Source organism: Erwinia sp., assembly GCF_031978025.1.
GTDB lineage: Bacteria > Pseudomonadota > Gammaproteobacteria > Enterobacterales > Enterobacteriaceae > Erwinia.
In genome coordinates, this window is the sequence record NZ_DALZCD010000042.1 from 1 (window position 1) to 21054 (window position 21054).

Consider the following 21054-nt stretch of genomic DNA (forward strand, 5'->3'; position numbering starts at 1 on the left):
GCCGGGGATCACCTGCATCATAGGCGTTTCCACTTCCATAAAGTCGCGGCCGACCATAAAGCTGCGGATGCCCGCCATGATCTGCGAACGAATTTTAAACGTTTTGCGCGATTCTTCGTTGGAAATCAGATCCAGATAACGCTGGCGATAGCGGGTTTCCTGATCGGCCAGACCATGAAACTTATCCGGCAGCGGACGCAGTGCTTTAGTCAGCAGGCGCAGCTCGCTACAGTGGATAGAAAGCTCACCGGTTTTGGTTTTGAACAGTTTGCCACGAGCGCCGACGATATCGCCGAGGTCCCATTTTTTAAACTGTTCGTTGTAGATGCCTTCCGCCAGATCGTCGCGAGAAACGTAAAGCTGGATGCGGCCGCCCACGTCCTGCAGCGTCACGAATGAGGCCTTGCCCATGATACGGCGGGTCATCATACGGCCCGCCACGCTGACTTCTATGCCCAGCGCTTCCAGCTCTTCATTCTCTTTTGCGTCATGTTGCGCATGCAGCTGGTCGGAAAGGCTGTCGCGACGGAAATCGTTGGGAAATGCCACGCCGTTCTCACGCAGCACGCTCAGCTTTTCGCGACGCGCTTTCAGTTCATTATTCAGCTCAAGTGCGGCGTCGGCGCCCTGCGGTTGTTGTTCTGACATGTCAGTTCCTTATAGCCCTGCTTTCAAACTTGCTTCAATGAATCGGTCCAGATCGCCGTCCAGCACCGCCTGAGTATTACGGGTTTCCACGCCAGTGCGCAGATCCTTGATGCGTGAATCGTCAAGCACGTAGGAGCGGATCTGGCTGCCCCAGCCGATATCGGATTTGTTGTCTTCCAGCGACTGTTTCTCAGCATTTTTCTTTTGCATTTCCAGCTCGTACAGCTTCGCCTTCATCTGCTTCATCGCCTGGTCTTTATTTTTGTGCTGAGAGCGGTCGTTCTGACACTGGGTCACCGTACCGGTAGGAATGTGGGTGATACGTACCGCGGATTCCGTACGGTTAACGTGCTGACCACCGGCACCGGAAGCGCGATAAACGTCAATACGCAGGTCGGCCGGGTTAATCTCGATATCAATATCGTCATCCACTTCCGGATACACAAATGCGGAACTGAAAGAAGTATGACGACGACCACCGGAATCGAACGGGCTTTTACGCACCAGGCGATGCACGCCGGTTTCGGTACGCAGCCAGCCGAAGGCGTAATCGCCGCTGATACGCAGCGTGGCGGATTTAGTCCCGGCCACTTCGCCCTCTGACTCTTCGATCACTTCGGTTTTAAAGCCTTTTGCTTCGGCCCAACGCAGGTACATACGCACCAGCATACTGGCCCAGTCCTGCGCTTCGGTTCCGCCGGAGCCGGCCTGAATATCGATGTAGCAGTCTGCCCCATCGTATTCGCCAGAGAACATACGGCGGAATTCCAGCTCGGCGAGCTTTTTATCCAGCCCGTCCAGCTCGGCAACCGCTTCGTTGAAGGTTTCTTCGTCATCCGCTTCAACCGCCAGCTCCAGCAGGCCGGTAACATCTTCCAGCCCCTGGCCCAGCTGATCCAGCGTTTCTACTACCGCTTCCAGCGCGGAACGCTCTTTACCCAGCGCCTGCGCGCGTTCAGGTTCGTTCCAGACGTCCGGCTGTTCCAGCTCGGCGTTTACTTCTTCCAGGCGCTCTTTCTTGGCATCGTAGTCAAAGATACCCCCTGAGAACGCTGCTGCGCTCAGTGAGATCCTGAATTCGGTTCTTTACCGGATTAATTTCAAACATGATTTAGATCTTCAAAAGTCTGCAATGTAACTACGCAGTTTAAACGAATTTGCGGGGAGTTTGTAGCGTTAGCGCGGCAGCAGTTTGCTGCTGCTGATCCCGCAGTCGAAAGGTTCAGGGTCGGCAATGACCCTGGTTGATGTTCAACCGGCGGCGCGCGCAGCCGGACAGATAATTTGCCACTCATCCGTCAGAGAGAGAACCTGTACAGGTTGCAGGTTGCAGGTTGCAGGTTGCAGGTTGCAGATCGCCGACAGCGTAAACGCACATCGTTTCATTCACCGGCGTAGCCTGTTTTCAGGCGCTGGCGGTCGCCGCCGGGCGCTGACCGCCATCACACGTAAAGCCGATTGCCGATGATCGCTCATCCTACTGTTTGCCCGGCACAGAACGTTAATAGCCTATTTACCGTTACGATCTCCTGCCAGCAGAGAAAAGCCTCTTTTGCTGACAGGACCGTTGCCAGGCTGCGCTACAGCGGCCAGAGATGATCGATAATCAGCTGTACGCTACGGTTGCCGCGGAACTCATTGATATCAAGCTTGTAAGCCAGCTCGACCTGCTTCACGCTGGGATCGGGCCAGAGCGCGGTATCCACATTAAAAGCGATGCCGTCAAGCAGCGGCCCGCCGCCCAGCGGCTCCAGCATGACTTTCAGATGGCGCTCGCCCACCAGCCGCTGCTGGATCAGTTTAAACTTGCCGTCAAACTGCGGTTCAGGAAATGCCTGCCCCCACGGCCCGGCCTCACGCAGCAGTTCTGCAGTGGGCAGCGTCAGTTCCTGCGCCATAAGCTGACCGTCAGACCAGACGACGCCCTGCAAAGATTCTTCGCTGAGCCATTCGCCGATCAGCTCGCCAAAGCGCTGGCGGAATTCGTCAAACTTTTCTGCCTGCAGCGACAACCCCGCGGCCATAGCGTGGCCGCCAAACTTAATAATCATGCCGGGATAGAGCGTATCAAGCCGCTCAAGCGCATCACGCATATGCAACCCGCTGATGGATCGCCCGGAGCCTTTTAGCGTGCCGTCACCGGCAGGTGCAAAAGCGATAACCGGACGGTGAAAACGCTCTTTCAACCGCGAGGCCAGAATGCCGACCACGCCCTGATGCCATTCCGGGTGATACATGGCGATACCCAGCGGTAAGGCTTCGCTGCTGCGTTCCAGCGCGTCGCACAGCGCCAGCGCTTCCGTCTGCATCCCCTGCTCTATCTCTTTGCGCGTCTGGTTCAGCGCATCCAGTTCGCTGGCCAGCATGCGGGCCTGGGCAATATCTTCGCTGAGCAACAGCGCCACGCCAACCGACATGTCGTCAAGCCTGCCGGCAGCATTGAGGCGCGGCCCCAATGCAAAGCCTAAATCGCTGGCGGCAAGCTGGCGCGCGTCGCGATTGGCAATTTCCAGCAGCGCACGAATGCCGACGCGGCATTTGCCGGCACGGATGCGGCTCAGGCCCTGCCAGACCAGGATACGGTTGTTGGCATCCAGCGGCACCACGTCCGCCACGGTGCCCAATGCCACCAGGTCCAGTAACTCGGCCAGGTTCGGCAGCGTGGTGATGCCGCTGTCACGCAGCCGCGCCCGCAGCGCCAACATCAAATAAAAAGCGACGCCCACGCCAGCCAGCGAGCGCGATGGGAACTCGCTGTCCGCCAGATTAGGGTTAACAATCGCTTCCGCATCCGGCAGCGTGTCGCCGGGAAGGTGGTGATCGGTGATCACCACGGCGATGCCTTTTTCATGCGCCAGCGCGACGCCCGCATGGGAAGAGATGCCGTTATCCACGGTCATAATCAGCTGCGCGCCACGTGCCTCCGCCTGCTCCACCACTTCCGGACTCAGGCCGTAGCCGTCGTCAAACCGGTTTGGCACCAGATACTTGATATTGCGCCCGCCCATGCTGCGTAAAGCCAGAACGGTCAACGCGGTACTGGTGGCACCGTCGGCGTCGAAATCCCCGACGATCATAATGCACAGATTATCGGCTATGGCCTTTTGCAGGATCTCTGCCGCCCGCTCAATGCCGCTGAGCGAGTGAAACGCGTGAAGGTTTTTGGCCCCGCGTTCCAGCTCGACCGCCTCCTTAACGCCACGATGAGCGTAAAGTCGACGCAGCAGAGGATGGAGAGTCTCCGGCAGCTCGTCCGGCTGCTCCGCCACGCGGCGGCGTAATTCAGTTTTTCCTTTCACCGGGCTTAGCCGCCTGTCTTCTGGCTATCCAGCAGTTTTTTCATTTCCTGCGGCCCCTGATAGCCAGGGATCATCATGCCGTTTTGCAGCAGAATAGCCGGCGTGCCCTGGATGCCGTAGAGAATGCCAAGCTGGTAATGCTTAGCGAGATCAATTTTGCAGTCGGCTGCCGCAGGCGTTTCGCCTTTCATTGCCGCATCGAAAGCCTTTTTAGGATCGGTAGCGCACCAGATCGATTTCATCTCTTTGGCGATTTGTCCATTCATACCCTCACGTGGGAACGCCAGATAACGCACCGTAATCCCCAGCGCGTTGTAGTCTGCCATTTGTGAGTGCAGCTTATGGCAGTAGCCACAGGTAATGTCGGTAAAGACGGTAATGACATGCTGCTCTTTCGGCGCTTTATAAACGATCATTTCGCTGCTCAGCGCGTCGACTTTTTTCTCCAGCAGCTTATTGGTCACGTTTACCGGCTGAGCGCCGCTAATGTCATACAGCGGCCCCTGAATAAACTGTTTACCGTCTTCGGTGACGTAAAGCACGCCGCTCTCGGTCAGCACGGTTTTTATCCCCGGCAAAGGCGACGGCTGAATCTCCATCTGCTGCAGCCCCAGTTTTGCCAGGGAGTGTTTGACGGCCGCATCGTCAGCGTGCGTCAGACCAGCTGCTATCAGCAGGGAAAGGAGAAAGTAACGCTTTTTCATTGATTATCCTCATGGCCTTATAGTTTGGCCGTTTGATCTCCGCGTCAGGCGCGGGGATGATGCTGTTGATGTAACTGCCGTAGCCGCTCGGTCGCGACGTGGGTATAAATTTGCGTGGTGGAGAGGTCGCTATGCCCCAACAGCATCTGTACGACCCGCAGATCGGCTCCGTGGTTCAACAGATGCGTGGCGAAAGCATGTCGCAGCACGTGGGGAGAGAGCTTTTCGCTGTCAATCCCGGCCAGCGTCGCGTAATGCTTGATACGGTGCCAGAACGTTTGTCGGGTCATTTGCTGCGCGCGGCTGCTGGGAAAAAGGACGTCCAGCGTCTGCCCGTTAAGCAGCCACGGGCGGCCATATTCAATATAATGTTCCAGCCAGTGCAGGGCTTCTTCGCCCAGCGGCACCAGCCGCTCTTTATCGCCTTTACCTACCACGCGCACCACGCCCTGCCGCAGGCTGACATTGTTCAGCGTCAGGCTGACCAGTTCCGTGACGCGCAGGCCGGTGGCATAGAGTAGCTCCAGCATGGCCTTGTCGCGCAGCTCTATCGGAATATCCGTTGAGGGCGCCTGCAGCAGCCGCTCTATCTGCGCTTCGCTGAGATCTTTCGGCAGCCGCTGCGGCAGTTTAGGCGAGGCCAGCAGCGCACTGGGATCGTCTTCGCGCAGCTTTTCCCGGTAGAGATACTGGAACAGGCGCCGCATGGCGCTAAGCAGCCGGGCCGAGCTGCTGGCTTTATAACCGCCCTCCACGCGCTCGGCCAGAAAATCCTGTAGGCCGCCACTGTCCACGTGTAGCAGGTCCAGCTTATGATGCGCCAGCCAGTTCACCAGCGACATCAGATCGAGCCGATAGGAAGCCACCGTGTTTTGCGCAAGATTTCGCTCAATCCATAAGGCATCAAGAAACTGCTCTGTCAGATCGCTGTCCTGCACGTTGACTCCTTTTCTGCTTACCCGACGGCACGCCGTCAAAGCTCAATTCTGATATAATTCGCGCCATTGAACCAGGAGAATTGAGTAAACCGCGTATGAACATCGGGCTTTTTTACGGTTCCAGCACCTGTTATACCGAGATGGCAGCGGAGAAAATCCGTGATTTTATTGGTGAAGACCTCGTTACGCTGCACAATCTGAAAGACGACTCGCCGCAGCTAATGGAGCAGTACGACATGCTCATCCTCGGCATCCCTACCTGGGATTTCGGTGAAATCCAGGAAGATTGGGAGGCGGTATGGACCGATCTCGCCACGCTGAACCTGCGCGGCAAAACCGTGGCGCTTTACGGCATGGGCGATCAGGCTGAATACAGCGAATGGTTCCTGGACGCGCTTGGCATGCTGCATGAAGTCCTGCAACCGCTGGGCGTGGTTTTTGTCGGCTACTGGCCTGTCGAAGGCTACGAGTTTATCAGCCGGAAACCGCTGACGGCTGACGGCCGGCAGTTTGTCGGCCTGGCGCTGGACGACGTTAACCAGTTTGAGCTGACGGACGAGCGTATTGCGCAGTGGTGCGAACAAATTCTGACGGAAATGGCTGACTCCCTGTAAGCCCACTGCCCAATGACCTGCGGTAATCCTGCCGCCCGGCGGCACGCCCGGTGTCATGCGGGCTTACCGTGCGTTAACGCACTGTAGGTCCGTCATGCGGCCAGCCTGCCGCAGTGACCTGCGTGCTGGCAGTATGACGTGCTGTAAAGCCTGCCACTCAGTGAAGCGCGAGCAACTGCTGACGGAGCTGTCGCCATTCAGCTTCGTTCATGCTGTCGCGCAGCAGCCAAAGCTTCTCGCGCTCGCCCGTTGCCGAGCGCAGCGTCAGCAGGATCGCCCACTGTGTCATCCACGGCCTGCCGCCAATGCGCCAGTGAGTCTGCCGCCATTGCAGCTGACCATCGTCCAGCAGCGCGATGTCGCCCTCGCGGCTGCGGATACGCCGCTGGCTACGTAAGCACTCAAACACCACCAGCGTCAGCAGCAGCATCCATACAACCGTTAAGCGGGCTGGCCATGGCGCAAGCAGCAGTGCCACCACTGCTACGCCATGCAGTAATAGCGACAGCCACTGCGCTTGCCAGGAGACCCGAAGCTCAGAACGCCACAGGGCCACGCTGCTGGTTTCGCTGTTGGATCAGGTTAACCATGCGCTTCAGTTCCGGATCGGCAGGTTCGCCGTGATTCATCATCCAGTTGAACAGATCGGGGTCGTCGCTTTCCAGCAGGCGAACAAAAAGCTTTTTATCCCCCTCGCTCAGCGTGTCGTATTCGTATTCAAAGAACGGCATGATGGAGATATCCAGTTCCCGCATACCGCGACGGCAGGCCCACTGCACGCGCGCTTTATTTTCAATATCCATGCTTTCCATCGTCAGTCAGTGAAAGATGGGCGCTAGTGTAGCGCTTTTTTAAAGCGATGTTGATGACGCAATTTGGCTTTGCGTTCTGTGCCGCATGATAATTGCTTCTGTTGCCCTGTTACGGCGCCTTTTGTGCGTCGCTTTCAGAAAATGAGTTGCAAAGCCGGGCGGCTCTTTTAACATGAAAGCAGGCTTATTTGACTTCAGGAATCCGCTATGCCGACTTTATCTTTCCCGCCTCGTCAACCTGCGGCCTCTGCTCGTCTGCCGCTAACGCTGATCTCGCTGGAAGAGTGGGCGCTGGTCAACGTGACCGGCGCGGACCGCCTCAGCTATCTGCAGGGCCAGCTGACGCTGGACATCGCTGCGCTGGGCACTAACGCACATTTACCTGCCGCACACTGCGATGCAAAAGGAAAGATGTGGAGCAATCTGCGGCTGTTTCATCGGGGCGAAGGCTTTGCCTATCTGGAACGCCGCAGCCTGCGCGATACGCAAATCAGCGAGTTGAAAAAATATGCCGTTTTCGCCAAAGTCGCTATTGAAGCGGATGACGAAGCGGTGCTGCTGGGCGTGGCCGGTTTTCAGGCTCGCGCTGCGCTGGCCGGGCTGTTTGCCGCGCTGCCGGACGCTGAAAATCCCGTTATTCAGCAGGATGACGCGACACTGCTGTGGTTTTCTGCCCCGGCTGAACGCTTTCTGCTCATTCTGAATCGTGATAAAGCCCTGTCGCTACGCGAGGCGCTGGAGGGGCAGGCGCAGCTGACCGACAGCTCGCAGTGGCTGGCGTTGAATATTGAAGCGGGCCTGCCCGTTATTGATGCCGTAAACAGCGCGCAGTTTATTCCTCAGGCGACTAATTTGCAGGCGCTGGACGCTATCAGCTTTAAAAAAGGCTGTTATACGGGTCAGGAGATGGTCGCGCGTGCTAAATTTCGCGGCGCCAATAAACGCGCGCTCTACTGGCTGGCTGGCCGCGCCGGACGCGTCCCGGCCGCCGCGGATTCGCTGGAGATGAAGCTGGGTGAAAACTGGCGTCGTACCGGTACCATACTGGCCGCCTGCCAGCTGGATAACGGAGACGTTTGGGTGCAGGCCGTGTTGAATAACGACCTGGAACCGGACACGGTGCTGCGGGTGCAGGGCGACGAGGGCGGCAGCCTGGCTATTCAGCCGCTCCCCTACTCGCTCGCTTAACATGGACGATAAGGGGCCGCGCGGCCCCTTTTTCAGGCAACATAAAAATAGATAGCCAGAAAATGACAGATGCTGCCGCCCAGCACAAAGCCGTGCCAGATTGCATGGTTATACGGAATACGTTTTGAGACGTAAAAAATCACGCCCAGCGAATAGATAATCCCGCCTGCCGCCAGCAGCCAAATCCCGCCCGCCGACAGTTTCATCGCCAGTTGATAAATCACAATCAGCGACAGCCAGCCCATCAGCAAATAGGTTACGACCGATAAAGCTTCAAAACGGTGTACGAAAGCCAGCTTAAACAGTACGCCTATCAGCGCCAGGCTCCAGATCACCACCATCAGCCCGTGTGCCAGCGGCGATTTCAGGCCCACCAGCAGAAAAGGCGTATAGGTTCCGGCAATCAGCAGATAAATAGCGCAGTGGTCCAGCTTTTTTAGCCAAATTTTGGCGCGTGGATGAGGGATAGCGTGATAAAGGGTTGAAGCTAAAAATAGCAGGATCATGCTGCCGCCGTAGAGGCTGTAGCTGGTAATGGCAATGGCGTCTGCCTGACTGTCGATCGCCTGCGACAACAGCAGCACCAGCCCTATAATACCGAAGATAAACCCAACGCCGTGGCTGATGCTGTTAGCTACCTCCTCCGCAACGGAGTAGCCTTCCGTTAACTCTTTTTTATTGGTCATGCTTTGTCCTCTTCCCAGGCTGAAACGAACAGGTAGCCAACAGGGGTATACGCCCCGGCTTCTTATCTGCTATCTGTCCGAAAATAACGCATGTTCAGCTTAGACGAGAGTGATTTCAGAGTACAACTGTAAGCTTAAATAAACTGTGAACGGCTGTAACAGGGCTTTCACAAAACAAAACAGGCGCTTATCGGGTGGCCATCGTCCGGGAAAAACCGACTAACGTCCGCCTGCTGCATCAATAAACGTCCCGGTGACGTAAGAAGCCGCCTCGCTTAACAGCCAAAGAATGGCGCGGGCAATTTCATCCGGCTCGCCGCCCCGCTGCATGGGAAGCGTCGGTGCGATCCGGTTAACGCGATCCGCTTCACCACCGTCAGCGTGCATCCCGGTGTAAATCAATCCCGGGCGCACCGCATTAACCCGAATACCCTGTGCGGCGACTTCCAGCGCCAGTCCACGGGTTAGCGTATCCATCGCGCCTTTTGAGGCAGCATAATCCAGGTATTCGTGCGGTGCTCCGGTCCGCGCAGCGGCGGAAGAAACATTCACGATTGCGCCGCCCTGACCGCCGTGCTGAAAGCTCATTCGCCTGACCGCTTCCCGGCAGCAGAGAAAGGTGCCGGTGACATTGGTGGCGAAGACACGATGGATTCGTTCAGCATTCAGCCCTTCAATGCTGGTCTGCTGAAACAAAATCCCGGCGTTATTGACCAGCGCGTTCAGCACTGCGCCTTTTTGATCGAGCGTGTTGAACAGGGCTATCACCTGTTCTTCGTCAGCGATATCAGCCTGCACGCTGAACGCTTGTCCGCCCTGCCGCCGGATAAGCGAGACCACCTCTGCGGCTTCCGCTTCGCGCTGACGATAATTAACCGCTACCTGATAGCCTTGCTGCGCCAGCAGCAGAGCGGTGGCCCGCCCAATCCCCCGGCTACCGCCGGTTACCAAAGCCGTTTTCATTTTGCCTCCTTAAAACTAAAGGGCACTCACGTGCCCTTTATCTGCTGCTCTATTTAACGCGCCCGCCAGGCTTATTCATATTCGCTCATCGGCAAACAGGAACAGAACAAATTGCGATCGCCATAAACATCATCAAGCCGCTTCACGGTCGGCCAGTATTTATTCGCGCTTCCCGCCGGGAAGACGGCCAGTTCGCGCGTGTAAGGATGCGACCATTCGCCGACAATCTCTCTTTGCGTATGCGGTGCATTGACCAACGGGTTATCTTCCGCCGGCCATTCACCTTCTGCCACGCGATCGATTTCCATCCGGATAGCCAACATGGCATCGATAAAGCGGTCCAGCTCCACTTTGCTTTCCGATTCCGTCGGTTCCACCATCAGCGTGCCCGCCACCGGGAAGGACATGGTCGGCGCGTGGAAGCCATAGTCAATCAGGCGCTTGGCAATATCCAGCTCGCTGATGCCGGTTTGCTCCTTGAGCGGACGAATATCCAGGATACATTCGTGCGCAACCCGACCATCCCGCCCGGCATAGAGGATGGGATAGGCCGACTGCAGGCGCGCGGCGATGTAATTGGCGTTGAGAATGGCTACCGAACTGGCCTGCTTCAGCCCTTCCGCGCCCATCATGCGAATATACATCCAGCTGATTGGCAGAATCGAGGCGCTACCGAACGGTGCGGCAGAAACCGCGCCCTGCTGCGTCAGCATGTCGTCAATCTGCACCACGCTATGGCCCGGCACAAAAGGCGCCAGGTGGGATTTTACGCCAATCGGCCCCATACCCGGCCCGCCACCGCCGTGTGGAATACAGAAGGTTTTGTGCAGGTTAAGGTGCGAGACATCCGCCCCGATATAGCCAGGCGTGGTGATGCCGACCTGAGCATTCATATTCGCGCCGTCCAGATAAACCTGGCCGCCATACTGATGAACGATCTGGCAAACCTCACGGATGGTTTCTTCATAAACGCCGTGGGTGGAAGGATAGGTCACCATAATGCAGGAGAGCGCTTCGCCCGCCTGTTCCGCTTTCTGCCGCAGATCGTGAAGATCGATATTGCCCTGTTTATCGCAGGCCACTACCACTACCGTCATGCCGGCCATCTGTGCGGAGGCCGGATTGGTGCCGTGCGCCGAGCTGGGGATCAGGCAGATAGTGCGCCCGCCCTCCTCACGGCTTTCATGGTAGCGGCGGATCGCCAGCAGGCCCGCGTATTCGCCCTGCGCACCGGAGTTAGGCTGCATACAGAGCGCATCATAGCCGGTGAGCTGTACCAGCCATTGCGACAGCTGACCAATCATCTGCAGATAGCCTGCCGCCTGATCGGCAGGGCAGAACGGATGCAGCTCTGCAAACTCCGGCCAGGTAATCGGGATCATTTCCGCGGCAGCATTCAGCTTCATGGTGCAGGAGCCCAGCGGGATCATCGCCTGATTCAAGGCCAGATCCTTGCGTTCAAGGCTGTGCATGTAGCGCATCATCTCGGTTTCACTGTGGTAACGGTTAAAAACCGGATGCGACAGGATGGCCTCTTTACGCAGCATGGCGGGTGGAACGGACGTGCTGTCAGCGACGGTGCCGTCCAGCTCGTCGATATCCAGGCCGTGATTTTCACCCAGCAGCACGGAGAACAGCGCCACCACATCTTCCCGCTGCGTGGTTTCATCCAGCGTAATACCGACCGCATTATGGATATCGGTACGCAAATTAATGCCGAAACTTAGCGCGCGATCCAGGACGGCGGCTTTATCTGTTACCTCGACGGTTAGCGTATCAAACCAGCTTTGATGGCGCAGCGCCATGCCGCTCTTTTTCAGCCCGGATGCCAGAATATCCGTCAGGCGATGGATACGCGAAGCGATACGCTTCAGCCCTTTCGGCCCGTGAAACACCGCGTACAGGCTGGCGATATTGGCCAGCAATACCTGAGAAGTACAGATATTGGAGTTCGCCTTTTCGCGGCGAATATGCTGCTCACGGGTCTGCATCGCCATACGCAACGCCGTGTTGCCCGCTGCATCACGCGATACGCCGATGATCCGTCCCGGCATTGAGCGTTTGTATTCATCGCGAGCGGCGAAGAAGGCCGCATGAGGCCCGCCGTAGCCCATGGGTACGCCAAAGCGCTGTGCAGAACCAAAAACAATATCCGCGCCCTGTTTTCCCGGCGCGGCCAGCAGCACCAGTGACATGAAATCCGCGGCGACACTGACAATCGCTTTCCGTGCCTTCAGCTCATGGATCAGCGAGCCGTAATCATGCACTTCGCCAGTGGTGCCGACCTGCTGTAGCAGCACGCCAAATACCTCCTGATGGTCCAGCGCGCGCTCGGCCTTATCGACCAGCACTTCAAAACCGAAAGTTTCCGCACGCGTCCGCACCACGTCCAGCGTCTGCGGATGAATATCCTCGGCCACAAAGAAGCGGTTCGCGTTTTTAAGTTTGCTGACGCGCTTCGCCATCGCCATCGCTTCAGCGGCAGCGGTTGCTTCATCCAGCAGGGAAGCAGAAGCGATATCCAGGCCGGTTAAATCCAGCGTAACCTGTTGAAAGTTTAGTAATGCTTCCAGGCGGCCCTGAGAAACCTCAGGCTGATAAGGCGTGTAGGCCGTGTACCAGCCGGGATTTTCCAGCATATTGCGCAGAATAACCGGCGGCGTCAGCACCGGCGTGTAGCCCATCCCAATGCAGGATTTATAACGCAGATTGCGGCTGGCGATTGCTTTCAGCTCGGCCAGCGCCTGATGCTCGGTCAACGGATCGCCCACGGCAGGCGCGCCCGGCAGCTGAATATCAGCCGGAACGATAGCGGTAATCAACTCGTTGAGGGAAGCGGCGCCCACCGTTTTCAGCATGGTTTCCTGCTGCGCTGGCGAAGGGCCGATATGGCGTTCGATAAAAGCACCGGTATGTTCAAGCTGGCTGAGAGTAGTCATTAGCGGTAAATCCTGCATCGGACAAAAGCATTAGGGAGAAAAATCTCCGGAGAAGGCTGATAAATCGCCGACGGAACCGGTCAGGGCCGAACGATAAAGGATCGGCCCGCAAAGCTGCATCTATTCGTCGATACTGGTTTTGTACGCGTCTGCATCCATCAGCGAGGCCAGCTCGGTCTCGTCGCTGGCCTTAATACGAAACAGCCAGCCGGCGCTATAAGGATCGCTGTTGACCAGCTCCGGCTCGCCCTCCAGCGCGCTGTTGACCTCGGCGATTTCACCACTGATGGGCGCATAAATATCGGAGGCGGCCTTTACCGACTCGGCTACGGCGCAGTCTTCGCCCTGGCTATAGGTGTTGCCCACCTCGGGCAAATCCACGAACACCATATCGCCCAGCAGCTCCTGGGCGTGGGCGGTAATGCCGACGGTATAAGTGCCGTCTTCTTCTTTACGTACCCACTCATGGCTTTCACGGTATTTCAGTTCGTTTGGAACGTTGCTCATCGCCTGATCTCCTTAGAATAATTCCGGGTCGGCGCCCGTAGCCTAAGCCCGGGCCCCGCTTGCTACGCTACCGGTTTACCGGCGCGTACAAAAACAGGTTTAGTCACGCGAACCGGCATTTCACGGTTGCGGATTTGCACAATCGCCTGCTCGCCAATGCCTGTGGGCACGCGGGCTAACGCAATGCTGTAGCCTAAGGTGGGAGAGAAAGACCCGCTGGTGATCACGCCTTCCTGCAGGTTTCCGGCAGCGTCAGTAAAGCGTACCGGTAAGCCATTGCGCAGCACGCCTTTTTCAGTCATCACCAGGCCCACCAGCTGCTGCCCGATTTTTTCACGCTGTGACGCCAGCGCTTCGCGGCCGATAAAATCGCGGTCCTCGGGCTGCCAGGCAATCGTCCAGCCCATATTGGCCGCCAGCGGCGAAACACCTTCGTCCATTTCCTGACCATATAAATTCATCCCGGCTTCCAGACGCAGGGTGTCACGGGCGCCCAGACCAGCCGGTTTTACTCCCGCCTCCAGCAACTTTTGCCAGAAAGCCGCCGCCTGTTCGTTGGGCAGCGCAATCTCATACCCGGCTTCGCCGGTGTAGCCCGTAGTGGCGATAAACAGCTCGCCAGCCTGCACGCCAAAAAAGGGCTTCATGTCCGCTACCGCTTCCCGCTGCGTCTCATCCAGTAGCGAGTGGACTTTTGCCTGTGCCTGTGGCCCCTGCACCGCAATCAGCGCCAGGTCATCGCGCTCGGTCAGGGTCAGGCCGTACCCTTCCGCGTGCCGGGCAATCCAGGCAAGATCGCTTTCCCGCGTGGCAGAATTCACCACCAGCCGGAAAAATTCTTCGTTCATAAAGTAAACAATCAGATCGTCAATGACGCCAGCGGAAGCGTTGAGCATGGCGGTATAAAGGGCTTTGCCGGGTTGAGTCAGTTTGGCGACGTCATTGGCATGCAGATAACGCAGAAATTCGCGGGTACGGTCGCCGTGCAGATCGATAATGGTCATGTGCGAAACATCGAACATGCCGGCATCGCTACGTACTGCATGGTGTTCATCCAGTTGCGATCCGTAGTGCAGCGGCATCATCCAGCCATGGAAATCCACCATGCGAGCGCCGCAGGCCTGATGCTGTTCAAACAAAGGGGTCTGTTTCATATCACTCCTCAGGCAAAGTATTCGGCGTCGGCAGGCAGCCCGGCGCAAACGATATCCTTGCCCCGAACTTACCACCGAAATCCGTCGCTAACCATAAGTTAAAACGGGTATGATTTATTTGACCGTGCTCGCAGGCAGCGAAATCAGATAGATAAGATCCCTCTTTTTTGCCCATTTAATACGCAAAAGTGCCCGTAACCAGCCAAAATGGCAGGATAAAATCAAAGCATCGGCCCGTTAAAGATGAAAACCTGCTTTAAGGCTTAAACCTGATGATTAGAAAAAGTAATGCGAATGAGCGACCTGAATTAGAATTTCTCAAACGATGCGCCTGTTTGGGGCAGGCTGCACAATCAGGATGCACTGGATAAAAACCCCTTGTTTACCTCTTAAAATGGCGCATTCAGGATCTACTTCACCTGTGGTTTAAAACATAAAGGCTAAGTGTTAAGTCTGAAGGTGTGCTTTCGCATAAAATTACCGTTTTACCTACAGCCTGCCGTTTTGCATGTTCTACTTACAAAATATGAGCGTCACTCAGGCCTTTTCTGCTTCTGACTCTACGGGAGATATAGCGACATTAATGGTGGAGACGTGCTGTGCTGGCCTCGGATTTAAGCGTATGCCCGCCAGGCTTACCGTACCTTTTTGAGAACGCGAACTCGAAGAGAATGACGCTGATGCGCAGGATGGAAAGTAGCTCGCTGAGATTAAGAAGCCCCTGCGACGGGGCAAAGGGGTAACAATCAAAACTCGCGCTTAACAGTAATAAAACCATTAAAATTCACGTCACATTCATAATCATTAGCAATAGCTGAAACCAGAAAAACATCTTCTTTATTGTCAACACTTCTGAATGTAAACTTAATTATCAGGTTCCTGGCATTATATTGTGAAAAGAGCTCCTTTAGTCGTGGTATTTTTTCACTCTGAGCATTTTTCAAAGTTTCAAGAGCATATTGCCCTGAAAGAATATCATTTACGGGCTCGTTAAAAATAAGCTCTGCTTTAGTCTTCTCCTTTACTATCGTATTTTTATCTATATTCAAAATATCAGACATCTTATCTGTCATGGCTATTGCAGTTCCAGAATGCGGTTCTTTGCAATTGTTATCGATAAAAGCCACAGAGCTGAACGCGGCCAGGTAAAGTAATAACATTAAATACTTCATTCAACTATCAGCTCCTTGTCCATGCTGTCCCATATCTGTTGACGATACCAAGGGGGCAGTACAATGCAGCCATTTGATGCCGTACCGGGTGATTTTTTGCTGTCACCATGAATTAAAAAACCGTCGCGGTTGCACATGCTATTACCCCTATCTGGTTCCAGTCGTAGCGTAAACACACCTGCTTTTTTATGCATGAATGGCACGCCCACAATCCTGTATTTCCCTCTTGGTAAGGGGCCTTTATTGCGCAGACATTCATACTCAGGATTATCCTTATAGCCTGGCGCGCCAGCATAACTTGCACTGAACTTATATACACCGTTATGTTTGAAGGTCCTGAGCTTTACGTTATAGATCCATGCCATGAGTGACTCTCCTTGTTTATATTTCTGCTTTACTCCTGTTGCAGGATAACTAAACAGGATTCCTTTAAACATTTCCAGAGCGGCAAAGCGAAATGAAGCTATTGTATGACCAAAATCAAAAAAAAGAGTTTTCTCCGGGCCTGCCATATTATTTCTGCAAATCGGCTTTTTGGCCTGAGCCCTTACAAATGATGAACGACTCCCTGACTTCTTTCGCCTGGCGGCATACTCATCAGGCACTGTCGCCGTAAATATCAGGATACCTTCATGTAATAAGTATTTAGAATTATAATAATTTTGAACGATGACATGTAACTATCAAAGTAAATTTGAGTTCCCTTCCCTGGCCTTTTTATAAATTCACAACTTCCCTCGTATTGTGTCCACAATAATTATACAACGTCTTGTGGGAACCAGTCCTGAAAGTGCCGCTATAGAGCGGCATCCTCTTTGTAGGCGTTATTTCCGGGCAATAGGGCTGATTTCATTGAGGGACAGGCAATATAAAACTGCCAGGCTGCAAACATCCGTCACAGATTTCCTGCCACAGTAGTGCTCAGAAAAAAGCAAAGAAGAAGAGACGCTTTACAAGGCAATACGGGGTAAAAAAGGCAGATGCAGGATGAAAGAAACCAGCGTTCAGGAAGGCCCTGAACGCTGAAAAAATCACTTTAACCACTCAGGCAGATCGTGCAGGCCCATCGCCTGCTTCAGCAGGCGAGGTTTTACGCCCGGCAAATTATCCGCCAGGCTCAGGCCGATATCACGAAGCAGCTTCTTCGCCGGGTTGTTGCCTTTAAACAGCTCACGGAAGCCCTGCATACTTGCCAGCATAACGGCCGCACTGTGCTTGCGGCTGCGCTCGTAACGTCGCAGGTAAAGATGCTGGCCGATGTCTTTGCCCTGCTGATGCAGGCGTTTGATTTCACCAATCAGCTCGGCGGCATCCATAAAGCCCAGGTTAACGCCCTGACCTGCCAGTGGATGGATGGTATGCGCCGCATCGCCGACCAGCGCCAGACGATGCGCGGCGAAATTGCGTGCATAACGGCCCATCAGGGGGAAAGCCTTGCGCTCGCTTTCCAGCTTGCACAGGCCCAGACGCATATCAAAGGCGACGGACAGCTGCTGGTTAAAGACATCTTCCGGCATTGACTGTAAGCGCGTGGCTTCCTGCGGCGGCAGTGACCAGACGATAGAACTGAGATGCGGATCGCTGAGCGGCAGAAACGCCAGAATGCCTTCACCGTGAAATACCTGACGCGCCACGGCGTCATGGGGCTGTTCGGTACGAATATTGGCGACTAACGCATGGTGGTCGTAATCCCAGAACGTCAGCGGAATATCCGCCTTGTTGCGCAACCAGGAGTTGGCACCGTCGGCGGCCACCAGCAGCCGCGCGGTCATCATGGTGCCGTCACTCAGCGTCACGAAAGCTTCGTTATCACCAAATGCCACCTGCTGCAGCTCCGCTGGCGAAATCATCGTGATATCGCGTGATTCGTTAGCTTTTTGCCACAGCGCCTGATGAATAACCGGGTTTTCAATAATATGGCCCAGATGCGCCATGCCCTGCTGGCCGTCATCAAATTCAATACGACCAAAGCTATCGCGATCCCAGACTTCCATACCGTGGTAGGCACTGGCCCGGTTGGCCTGGATAGCGCTCCAGACATCGAGGTGCTGCAACAGGCGCTCGCTGGCGGCATTAATAGCAGAGACGCGCAGCGCGGGCGCGCTGTCGGCTGACATCGCCTGCGGCGCTTCGCGTTCCAATACGGCAATCTTCATGCCGCTGCCCTGTAATCCACAGGCGACGGCCAGGCCGACCATTCCGCCTCCGGCCACAATAACATCATAGGTTTGCATCACTGCTTTCTCCTTAACGCTCGACCCAGCCTAACGTGCGCTCGGCCAGCAAATTACGCACCAGCGGCAGCGAATCCATCACCATCAGGCCCAGATTTCGCCCCAGCACCAGCGGCGTGTAGCGGTTAGCAAACAGCCTGACCAGACTGTCGGTTATCCCGATAGTAGCAACGGCATCCGGCTGGCGACGCTGCTGATACTGCTGCAACACGCCATAGCTGCCGATATCCTGTTGCGTTCGCCAGGCCGCAGCCGTGGATTCCGCCAGCGACATCACGTCCCGGATACCTAAATTAAATCCCTGCCCCGCTATCGGATGCAGCGTTTGCGCCGCATTGCCGACCAGGGCCAGGCGATGAGAAACGTGCTGCGAAGCCGACAGCAGCGCCAGTGGGTAACTGTAGCGTTGCCCGACCTGAGTAAAACGCCCCAGCCGCCAGCCAAAGGCTTTTTGCAGTGCGTCCAGGAATTGCCGATCGTCCCAGCCGTCAATCTGCGCTTTTTGCGCCAGCGGATGGCACCAGACCAGCGAACTGCGACCAGAGGACATGGGTAACAGCGCCAGTGGGCCATGCTCGGTAAAGCGCTCAAAGGCTCTTCCCTGATGCGGCTGCGCAGTGGAGACATTGGCAATCACAGCCACCTGCTGGTAATCCTGAGACGTCATCTGCACACCGCAGGAGGCGGCGACGGCGGAGCGGGAACCGTCTGCGGCCACCAGCAGCTGCGCTGTCAGCGTGTCGTTATTGTCCAGCAGTACGCTGACCTGCTGCTGCGTGCGCTCGACTTTCGCTACCTTTGCCGGGCAAATCACGCGGACACCGGGCGCTTTTTGCAGCAGTTTAAAAAGCCGCTGACCAATATCGTGCAGCTCCACCACCTGTCCCAGCGCGGGGATACCGTAATCTTCCGCCTCTAGCGAAACGAAGCTGGCGTGCCCGCGATCGCTGACGTGAACATGGGTAATCGGTGTGGCACAGGGCTTTAACGCGGCCCAAAGATTGATTGCCGCCAGCTGCTGACAGGTGCCTTCCGCCAGCGCTATCGCCCGGCCGTCATAGCCAGGATGCGTTCTTGATACGGGATCCTGCGCTTCGATCAGCGTCACCGGCAGCCTGCCCTGGGTCAGCCAGGAGACAGCCAGCGCCAGCGTCGCCCCCGTCATTCCACCGCCTGCAATGATCATGCTCATCGTGTTTTAGCCGCCGCCATTAAAGCTTCAATTTCATCCGGATCTTTCACTACGCTGTCGGTCAGGTTTTCATTGCCTTCTTCGGTGATCACAATGTCATCCTCTACGCGAATGCCGATGCCGCGATATTCCACAGGAACGTCCGCATCTGGCGCGATATAGAGACCAGGCTCGATCGTCAGCACCATGCCGACTTCCAACACGCGATCGCGCTCATGGCCGTAGCCACCAACATCGTGTACATCCAGTCCCAGCCAGTGGCTAAGGCCGTGCATAAAGAAACGGCGATGCGCCTGTTCCGCAATCAGCGTATCAACGTCACCCTGCATCACGCCCAGCTCGACCAGCCCCGTGACCATAATACGTACCACTTCCGCATTGACCTCACGGATGCTTGTGCCGGGACGAAACAGCGCCAGTGCCCGATTAAGCGAGGCCAGCACGATAGCGTAGACGGCGCGCTGGGGCTTGCTGAATTTACCGTTAACCGGGAAAGTGCGCGTGATGTCACCAGCGTAACCTTTCAGTTCGCAGCCCGCATCGATCAACACCAGATCGCCATCGCGCATCTGAGACTCGTTTTCGGTGTAGTGCAGGATGCAGCCGTTTTCGCCGGAGCCAACAATGGTGTTATAGGAAGGGAAGCGCGCGCCGTGACGGTTGAATTCATGCTGAATTTCACCTTCAAGCTGATATTCAAACATGCCTGGACGACACTGCTGCATCGCTCGGGTGTGCGCCAGCGCGCTGATGCGGCCAGCTTCACGCAGCACGGCCAGCTCTTCCGGAGACTTGAACAGCCGCATCTCATGCACCCAGGGGCGCCAGTCGGTCAGCGTCGGCGGTGCACTCAGATTCTGACGGGCACCGCGCCGCAGCTTATCCAGCGAGTTAAACAGCAGCGCATCGGCCTGTTCGTAAAGTCCCTGCGCGTGATAAACCACATCCAGGCCATTCAGCAACTGCGGCAGTTGCTCACTCATGGCGTCCCAGGGCAGCGCGCGATCCACTGCGAGTTTTTCCGGCGCGGCATCCTGGCCCAGACGACGGCCAAACCAGATTTCAGCGTTAAGATCGCGAACGCGATTAAACAGCACGCTGTGGTTGTGGTTTTCCGCGCTTTTAATCAGCACCAGCGCCGCTTCCGGCTCGTTAAAACCGGTAAAATACCAGAAATCGCTGTTCTGACGATAAGGGTACTCGCTGTCATTGCTGCGCGTTGCCTCCGGCGCGGCAAAAATCACCGCCGCGCTGGCCGGTGCCATTTTTGCCAGCAGCGCCTGGCGACGGCGCACGAACTCTTGCTGTGTCATCCGCTTCTCCTGAATGCTATCCATCTTAAGCGCTCCCAAAGCGTGCGTTTTCCTGCCGCCGCCCGTAGCGCGGCAAAAATTAGTGCAGCGTGGGTTTTTTCACTTCAACCGCGGTGGGCACGACATGAGTAAAGGTGTCATGGCAGAGCAGCGCCGCCACGCGCACGTACTCAATGACCTCTTCCAGAGATTGTTCCAGCTCTTCCTGATCCTCATCTTCATCATAGCCGAGCTGGGCGATAGTACGCAGATCGTCAATGGCTTCGCCGGTTTCGCCCTTAACCTTATCAAGCTTCGGCTGTGAAACGCCCAGCCCCAACAGGAAATGGTTAACCCAGCCCGCTAATGCGTCCGCGCGATCGAAGACGGTGATATCGTCATCTTCTGGCAAATAGAGCTGGAACAGGAAGCCTTCATCCTCCAGCGTATCACTGATGCCCTGATGCAGCTGCTGCAGAGGCTGAGCCAGCGTTTGCGAGAAGGCCATGCCCTCGTTTGTTAAATCGTGTACCAGCGTTTGCCAGCTGCTGTCTTTGTTGCCACCGCAGAGCATCCCGCTGATCAGGCCATGCATTTCAGCCGGGGTCATTCCTACCCCCTGCTGCGTCAGAGCTGAAGCCAGCGTGTCATAGCCCGGCATTGTGTTTGTTAGCGACATAGGTTTTGGTCATCGTTGGCTGGATAAGTTCGT

At 55.9% G+C, this 21054-nt stretch carries 20 protein-coding genes; 2 read left to right on the forward strand and 18 right to left on the reverse strand.

Annotation, left to right across the window (positions count from 1 at the left end):
* From RTK32_RS05260 to xerD, 5 genes are all read right to left on the reverse strand, one after another.
* A partial coding sequence (locus RTK32_RS05260) for an OB-fold nucleic acid binding domain-containing protein (RefSeq protein WP_312042439.1) occupies positions 1 to 648 on the reverse strand: 648 nt, incomplete at its 3' end.
* 9 nt (positions 649 to 657) lie between these two features.
* Positions 658 to 1756, reverse strand: a protein-coding gene (gene prfB, locus RTK32_RS05265) for a peptide chain release factor 2 (protein WP_312042440.1) whose coding sequence is annotated in 2 segments (ribosomal slippage) — positions 658 to 1680 and positions 1682 to 1756 — 1098 coding nt in all. Because the reading frame shifts where the segments join, the coding sequence is not laid out codon by codon here.
* Positions 1757 to 2228: 472 nt separating this feature from the next.
* Positions 2229 to 3947: a single-stranded-DNA-specific exonuclease RecJ gene (gene recJ / locus RTK32_RS05270; RefSeq protein WP_312042441.1), complete on the reverse strand. Its 1719-nt coding sequence runs from the start codon at positions 3945 to 3947 to the stop codon at positions 2229 to 2231.
* A gap of 5 nt (positions 3948 to 3952) precedes the next feature.
* On the reverse strand, positions 3953 to 4651 hold the full coding sequence (gene dsbC / locus RTK32_RS05275) for a bifunctional protein-disulfide isomerase/oxidoreductase DsbC (protein ID WP_312042442.1): 699 nt from the start codon (positions 4649 to 4651) through the stop codon (positions 3953 to 3955).
* A gap of 44 nt (positions 4652 to 4695) precedes the next feature.
* On the reverse strand, positions 4696 to 5589 hold the full coding sequence (xerD, locus tag RTK32_RS05280; protein WP_312042443.1) for a site-specific tyrosine recombinase XerD: 894 nt from the start codon (positions 5587 to 5589) through the stop codon (positions 4696 to 4698).
* Between the two features lie 95 nt (positions 5590 to 5684).
* Between xerD and fldB the strand changes: the two genes are divergently transcribed.
* Positions 5685 to 6203 carry a flavodoxin FldB gene (gene fldB, locus RTK32_RS05285; protein WP_312042457.1) on the forward strand — a complete coding sequence of 173 codons (519 nt, stop codon included), beginning with the start codon at positions 5685 to 5687 and terminating at the stop codon, positions 6201 to 6203.
* Positions 6204 to 6360: 157 nt separating this feature from the next.
* On the opposite strand, the gene RTK32_RS05290 is transcribed toward fldB, so the two are convergent.
* Together RTK32_RS05290 and sdhE are read right to left on the reverse strand one after the other, a co-directional pair.
* Complete coding sequence (locus tag RTK32_RS05290; RefSeq protein ID WP_312042444.1) at positions 6361 to 6759, reverse strand: protein YgfX; 399 nt, start codon at positions 6757 to 6759, stop codon at positions 6361 to 6363.
* On the reverse strand, positions 6740 to 7006 hold the full coding sequence (gene sdhE, locus RTK32_RS05295; protein ID WP_312042445.1) for an FAD assembly factor SdhE: 267 nt from the start codon (positions 7004 to 7006) through the stop codon (positions 6740 to 6742). The genes RTK32_RS05290 and sdhE overlap by 20 nt, the downstream gene beginning before the upstream one ends.
* Positions 7007 to 7222: 216 nt before the next feature.
* Between sdhE and ygfZ the strand changes: the two genes are divergently transcribed.
* The gene (gene ygfZ / locus RTK32_RS05300; protein ID WP_312042446.1) at positions 7223 to 8203 is read left to right on the forward strand and encodes a tRNA-modifying protein YgfZ; all 981 of its coding nucleotides are present in this window, start codon (positions 7223 to 7225) and stop codon (positions 8201 to 8203) included.
* A 32-nt stretch (positions 8204 to 8235) separates the two neighbouring features.
* Here the strand turns inward: ygfZ and trhA are convergent, their stop codons facing one another.
* The 11 genes from trhA to RTK32_RS05355 all read right to left on the reverse strand — a co-directional run bounded on the left by trhA (position 8236) and on the right by RTK32_RS05355 (position 21021).
* On the reverse strand, positions 8236 to 8889 hold the full coding sequence (gene trhA / locus RTK32_RS05305) for a PAQR family membrane homeostasis protein TrhA (protein WP_312042447.1): 654 nt from the start codon (positions 8887 to 8889) through the stop codon (positions 8236 to 8238).
* A 219-nt stretch (positions 8890 to 9108) separates the two neighbouring features.
* A complete protein-coding gene (locus RTK32_RS05310; RefSeq protein ID WP_312042448.1) occupies positions 9109 to 9852 on the reverse strand; it encodes an SDR family oxidoreductase in 744 nt (247 codons plus the stop codon).
* A 71-nt stretch (positions 9853 to 9923) separates the two neighbouring features.
* Positions 9924 to 12791 (reverse strand): aminomethyl-transferring glycine dehydrogenase, encoded by a 2868-nt coding sequence (gene gcvP / locus RTK32_RS05315; protein WP_409451065.1) that lies wholly within the window; start codon positions 12789 to 12791, stop codon positions 9924 to 9926.
* Positions 12792 to 12911: 120 nt separating this feature from the next.
* Positions 12912 to 13298 (reverse strand): glycine cleavage system protein GcvH, encoded by a 387-nt coding sequence (gene gcvH, locus RTK32_RS05320; RefSeq protein ID WP_312042450.1) that lies wholly within the window; start codon positions 13296 to 13298, stop codon positions 12912 to 12914.
* Between the two features lie 62 nt (positions 13299 to 13360).
* The gene (gene gcvT, locus RTK32_RS05325; protein WP_312042451.1) at positions 13361 to 14452 is read right to left on the reverse strand and encodes a glycine cleavage system aminomethyltransferase GcvT; all 1092 of its coding nucleotides are present in this window, start codon (positions 14450 to 14452) and stop codon (positions 13361 to 13363) included.
* A gap of 746 nt (positions 14453 to 15198) precedes the next feature.
* Positions 15199 to 15624 carry a hypothetical protein gene (locus tag RTK32_RS05330; protein WP_312042452.1) on the reverse strand — a complete coding sequence of 142 codons (426 nt, stop codon included), beginning with the start codon at positions 15622 to 15624 and terminating at the stop codon, positions 15199 to 15201.
* On the reverse strand, positions 15621 to 16136 hold the full coding sequence (locus RTK32_RS05335; protein WP_312042453.1) for a tlde1 domain-containing protein: 516 nt from the start codon (positions 16134 to 16136) through the stop codon (positions 15621 to 15623). The genes RTK32_RS05330 and RTK32_RS05335 overlap by 4 nt, the downstream gene beginning before the upstream one ends.
* A gap of 519 nt (positions 16137 to 16655) precedes the next feature.
* Positions 16656 to 17858: an FAD-dependent 2-octaprenylphenol hydroxylase gene (gene ubiI / locus RTK32_RS05340; protein ID WP_312042458.1), complete on the reverse strand. Its 1203-nt coding sequence runs from the start codon at positions 17856 to 17858 to the stop codon at positions 16656 to 16658.
* 13 nt (positions 17859 to 17871) lie between these two features.
* Positions 17872 to 19050: a 2-octaprenyl-6-methoxyphenyl hydroxylase gene (gene ubiH / locus RTK32_RS05345; RefSeq protein WP_312042454.1), complete on the reverse strand. Its 1179-nt coding sequence runs from the start codon at positions 19048 to 19050 to the stop codon at positions 17872 to 17874.
* Complete coding sequence (gene pepP / locus RTK32_RS05350) at positions 19047 to 20363, reverse strand: Xaa-Pro aminopeptidase (protein WP_312042455.1); 1317 nt, start codon at positions 20361 to 20363, stop codon at positions 19047 to 19049. Before pepP ends, ubiH begins: the two co-directional genes overlap by 4 nt.
* A 79-nt stretch (positions 20364 to 20442) precedes the next feature.
* The gene (locus RTK32_RS05355) at positions 20443 to 21021 is read right to left on the reverse strand and encodes a YecA family protein (protein ID WP_312042456.1); all 579 of its coding nucleotides are present in this window, start codon (positions 21019 to 21021) and stop codon (positions 20443 to 20445) included.
* Positions 21022 to 21054 lie beyond the last annotated feature (33 nt).

Coding starts and splice junctions, on each gene's coding strand:
- gcvH (WP_312042450.1), bottom strand. CDS start 13,298: ATGAGCAACGTTCCAAACGAACTGAAATACCGTGAAAGCCATGAGTGG.
- RTK32_RS05335 (WP_312042453.1), bottom strand. CDS start 16,136: ATGGCAGGCCCGGAGAAAACTCTTTTTTTTGATTTTGGTCATACAATA.
- gcvT (WP_312042451.1), bottom strand. CDS start 14,452: ATGAAACAGACCCCTTTGTTTGAACAGCATCAGGCCTGCGGCGCTCGC.
- sdhE (WP_312042445.1), bottom strand. CDS start 7,006: ATGGATATTGAAAATAAAGCGCGCGTGCAGTGGGCCTGCCGTCGCGGT.
- dsbC (WP_312042442.1), bottom strand. CDS start 4,651: ATGAAAAAGCGTTACTTTCTCCTTTCCCTGCTGATAGCAGCTGGTCTG.
- RTK32_RS05310 (WP_312042448.1), bottom strand. CDS start 9,852: ATGAAAACGGCTTTGGTAACCGGCGGTAGCCGGGGGATTGGGCGGGCC.
- ubiI (WP_312042458.1), bottom strand. CDS start 17,858: ATGCAAACCTATGATGTTATTGTGGCCGGAGGCGGAATGGTCGGCCTG.
- ubiH (WP_312042454.1), bottom strand. CDS start 19,050: ATGAGCATGATCATTGCAGGCGGTGGAATGACGGGGGCGACGCTGGCG.
- gcvP (WP_409451065.1), bottom strand. CDS start 12,791: ATGACTACTCTCAGCCAGCTTGAACATACCGGTGCTTTTATCGAACGC.
- RTK32_RS05330 (WP_312042452.1), bottom strand. CDS start 15,624: ATGAAGTATTTAATGTTATTACTTTACCTGGCCGCGTTCAGCTCTGTG.
- pepP (WP_312042455.1), bottom strand. CDS start 20,363: ATGACACAGCAAGAGTTCGTGCGCCGTCGCCAGGCGCTGCTGGCAAAA.
- fldB (WP_312042457.1), top strand. CDS start 5,685: ATGAACATCGGGCTTTTTTACGGTTCCAGCACCTGTTATACCGAGATG.
- ygfZ (WP_312042446.1), top strand. CDS start 7,223: ATGCCGACTTTATCTTTCCCGCCTCGTCAACCTGCGGCCTCTGCTCGT.
- trhA (WP_312042447.1), bottom strand. CDS start 8,889: ATGACCAATAAAAAAGAGTTAACGGAAGGCTACTCCGTTGCGGAGGAG.
- RTK32_RS05355 (WP_312042456.1), bottom strand. CDS start 21,021: ATGTCGCTAACAAACACAATGCCGGGCTATGACACGCTGGCTTCAGCT.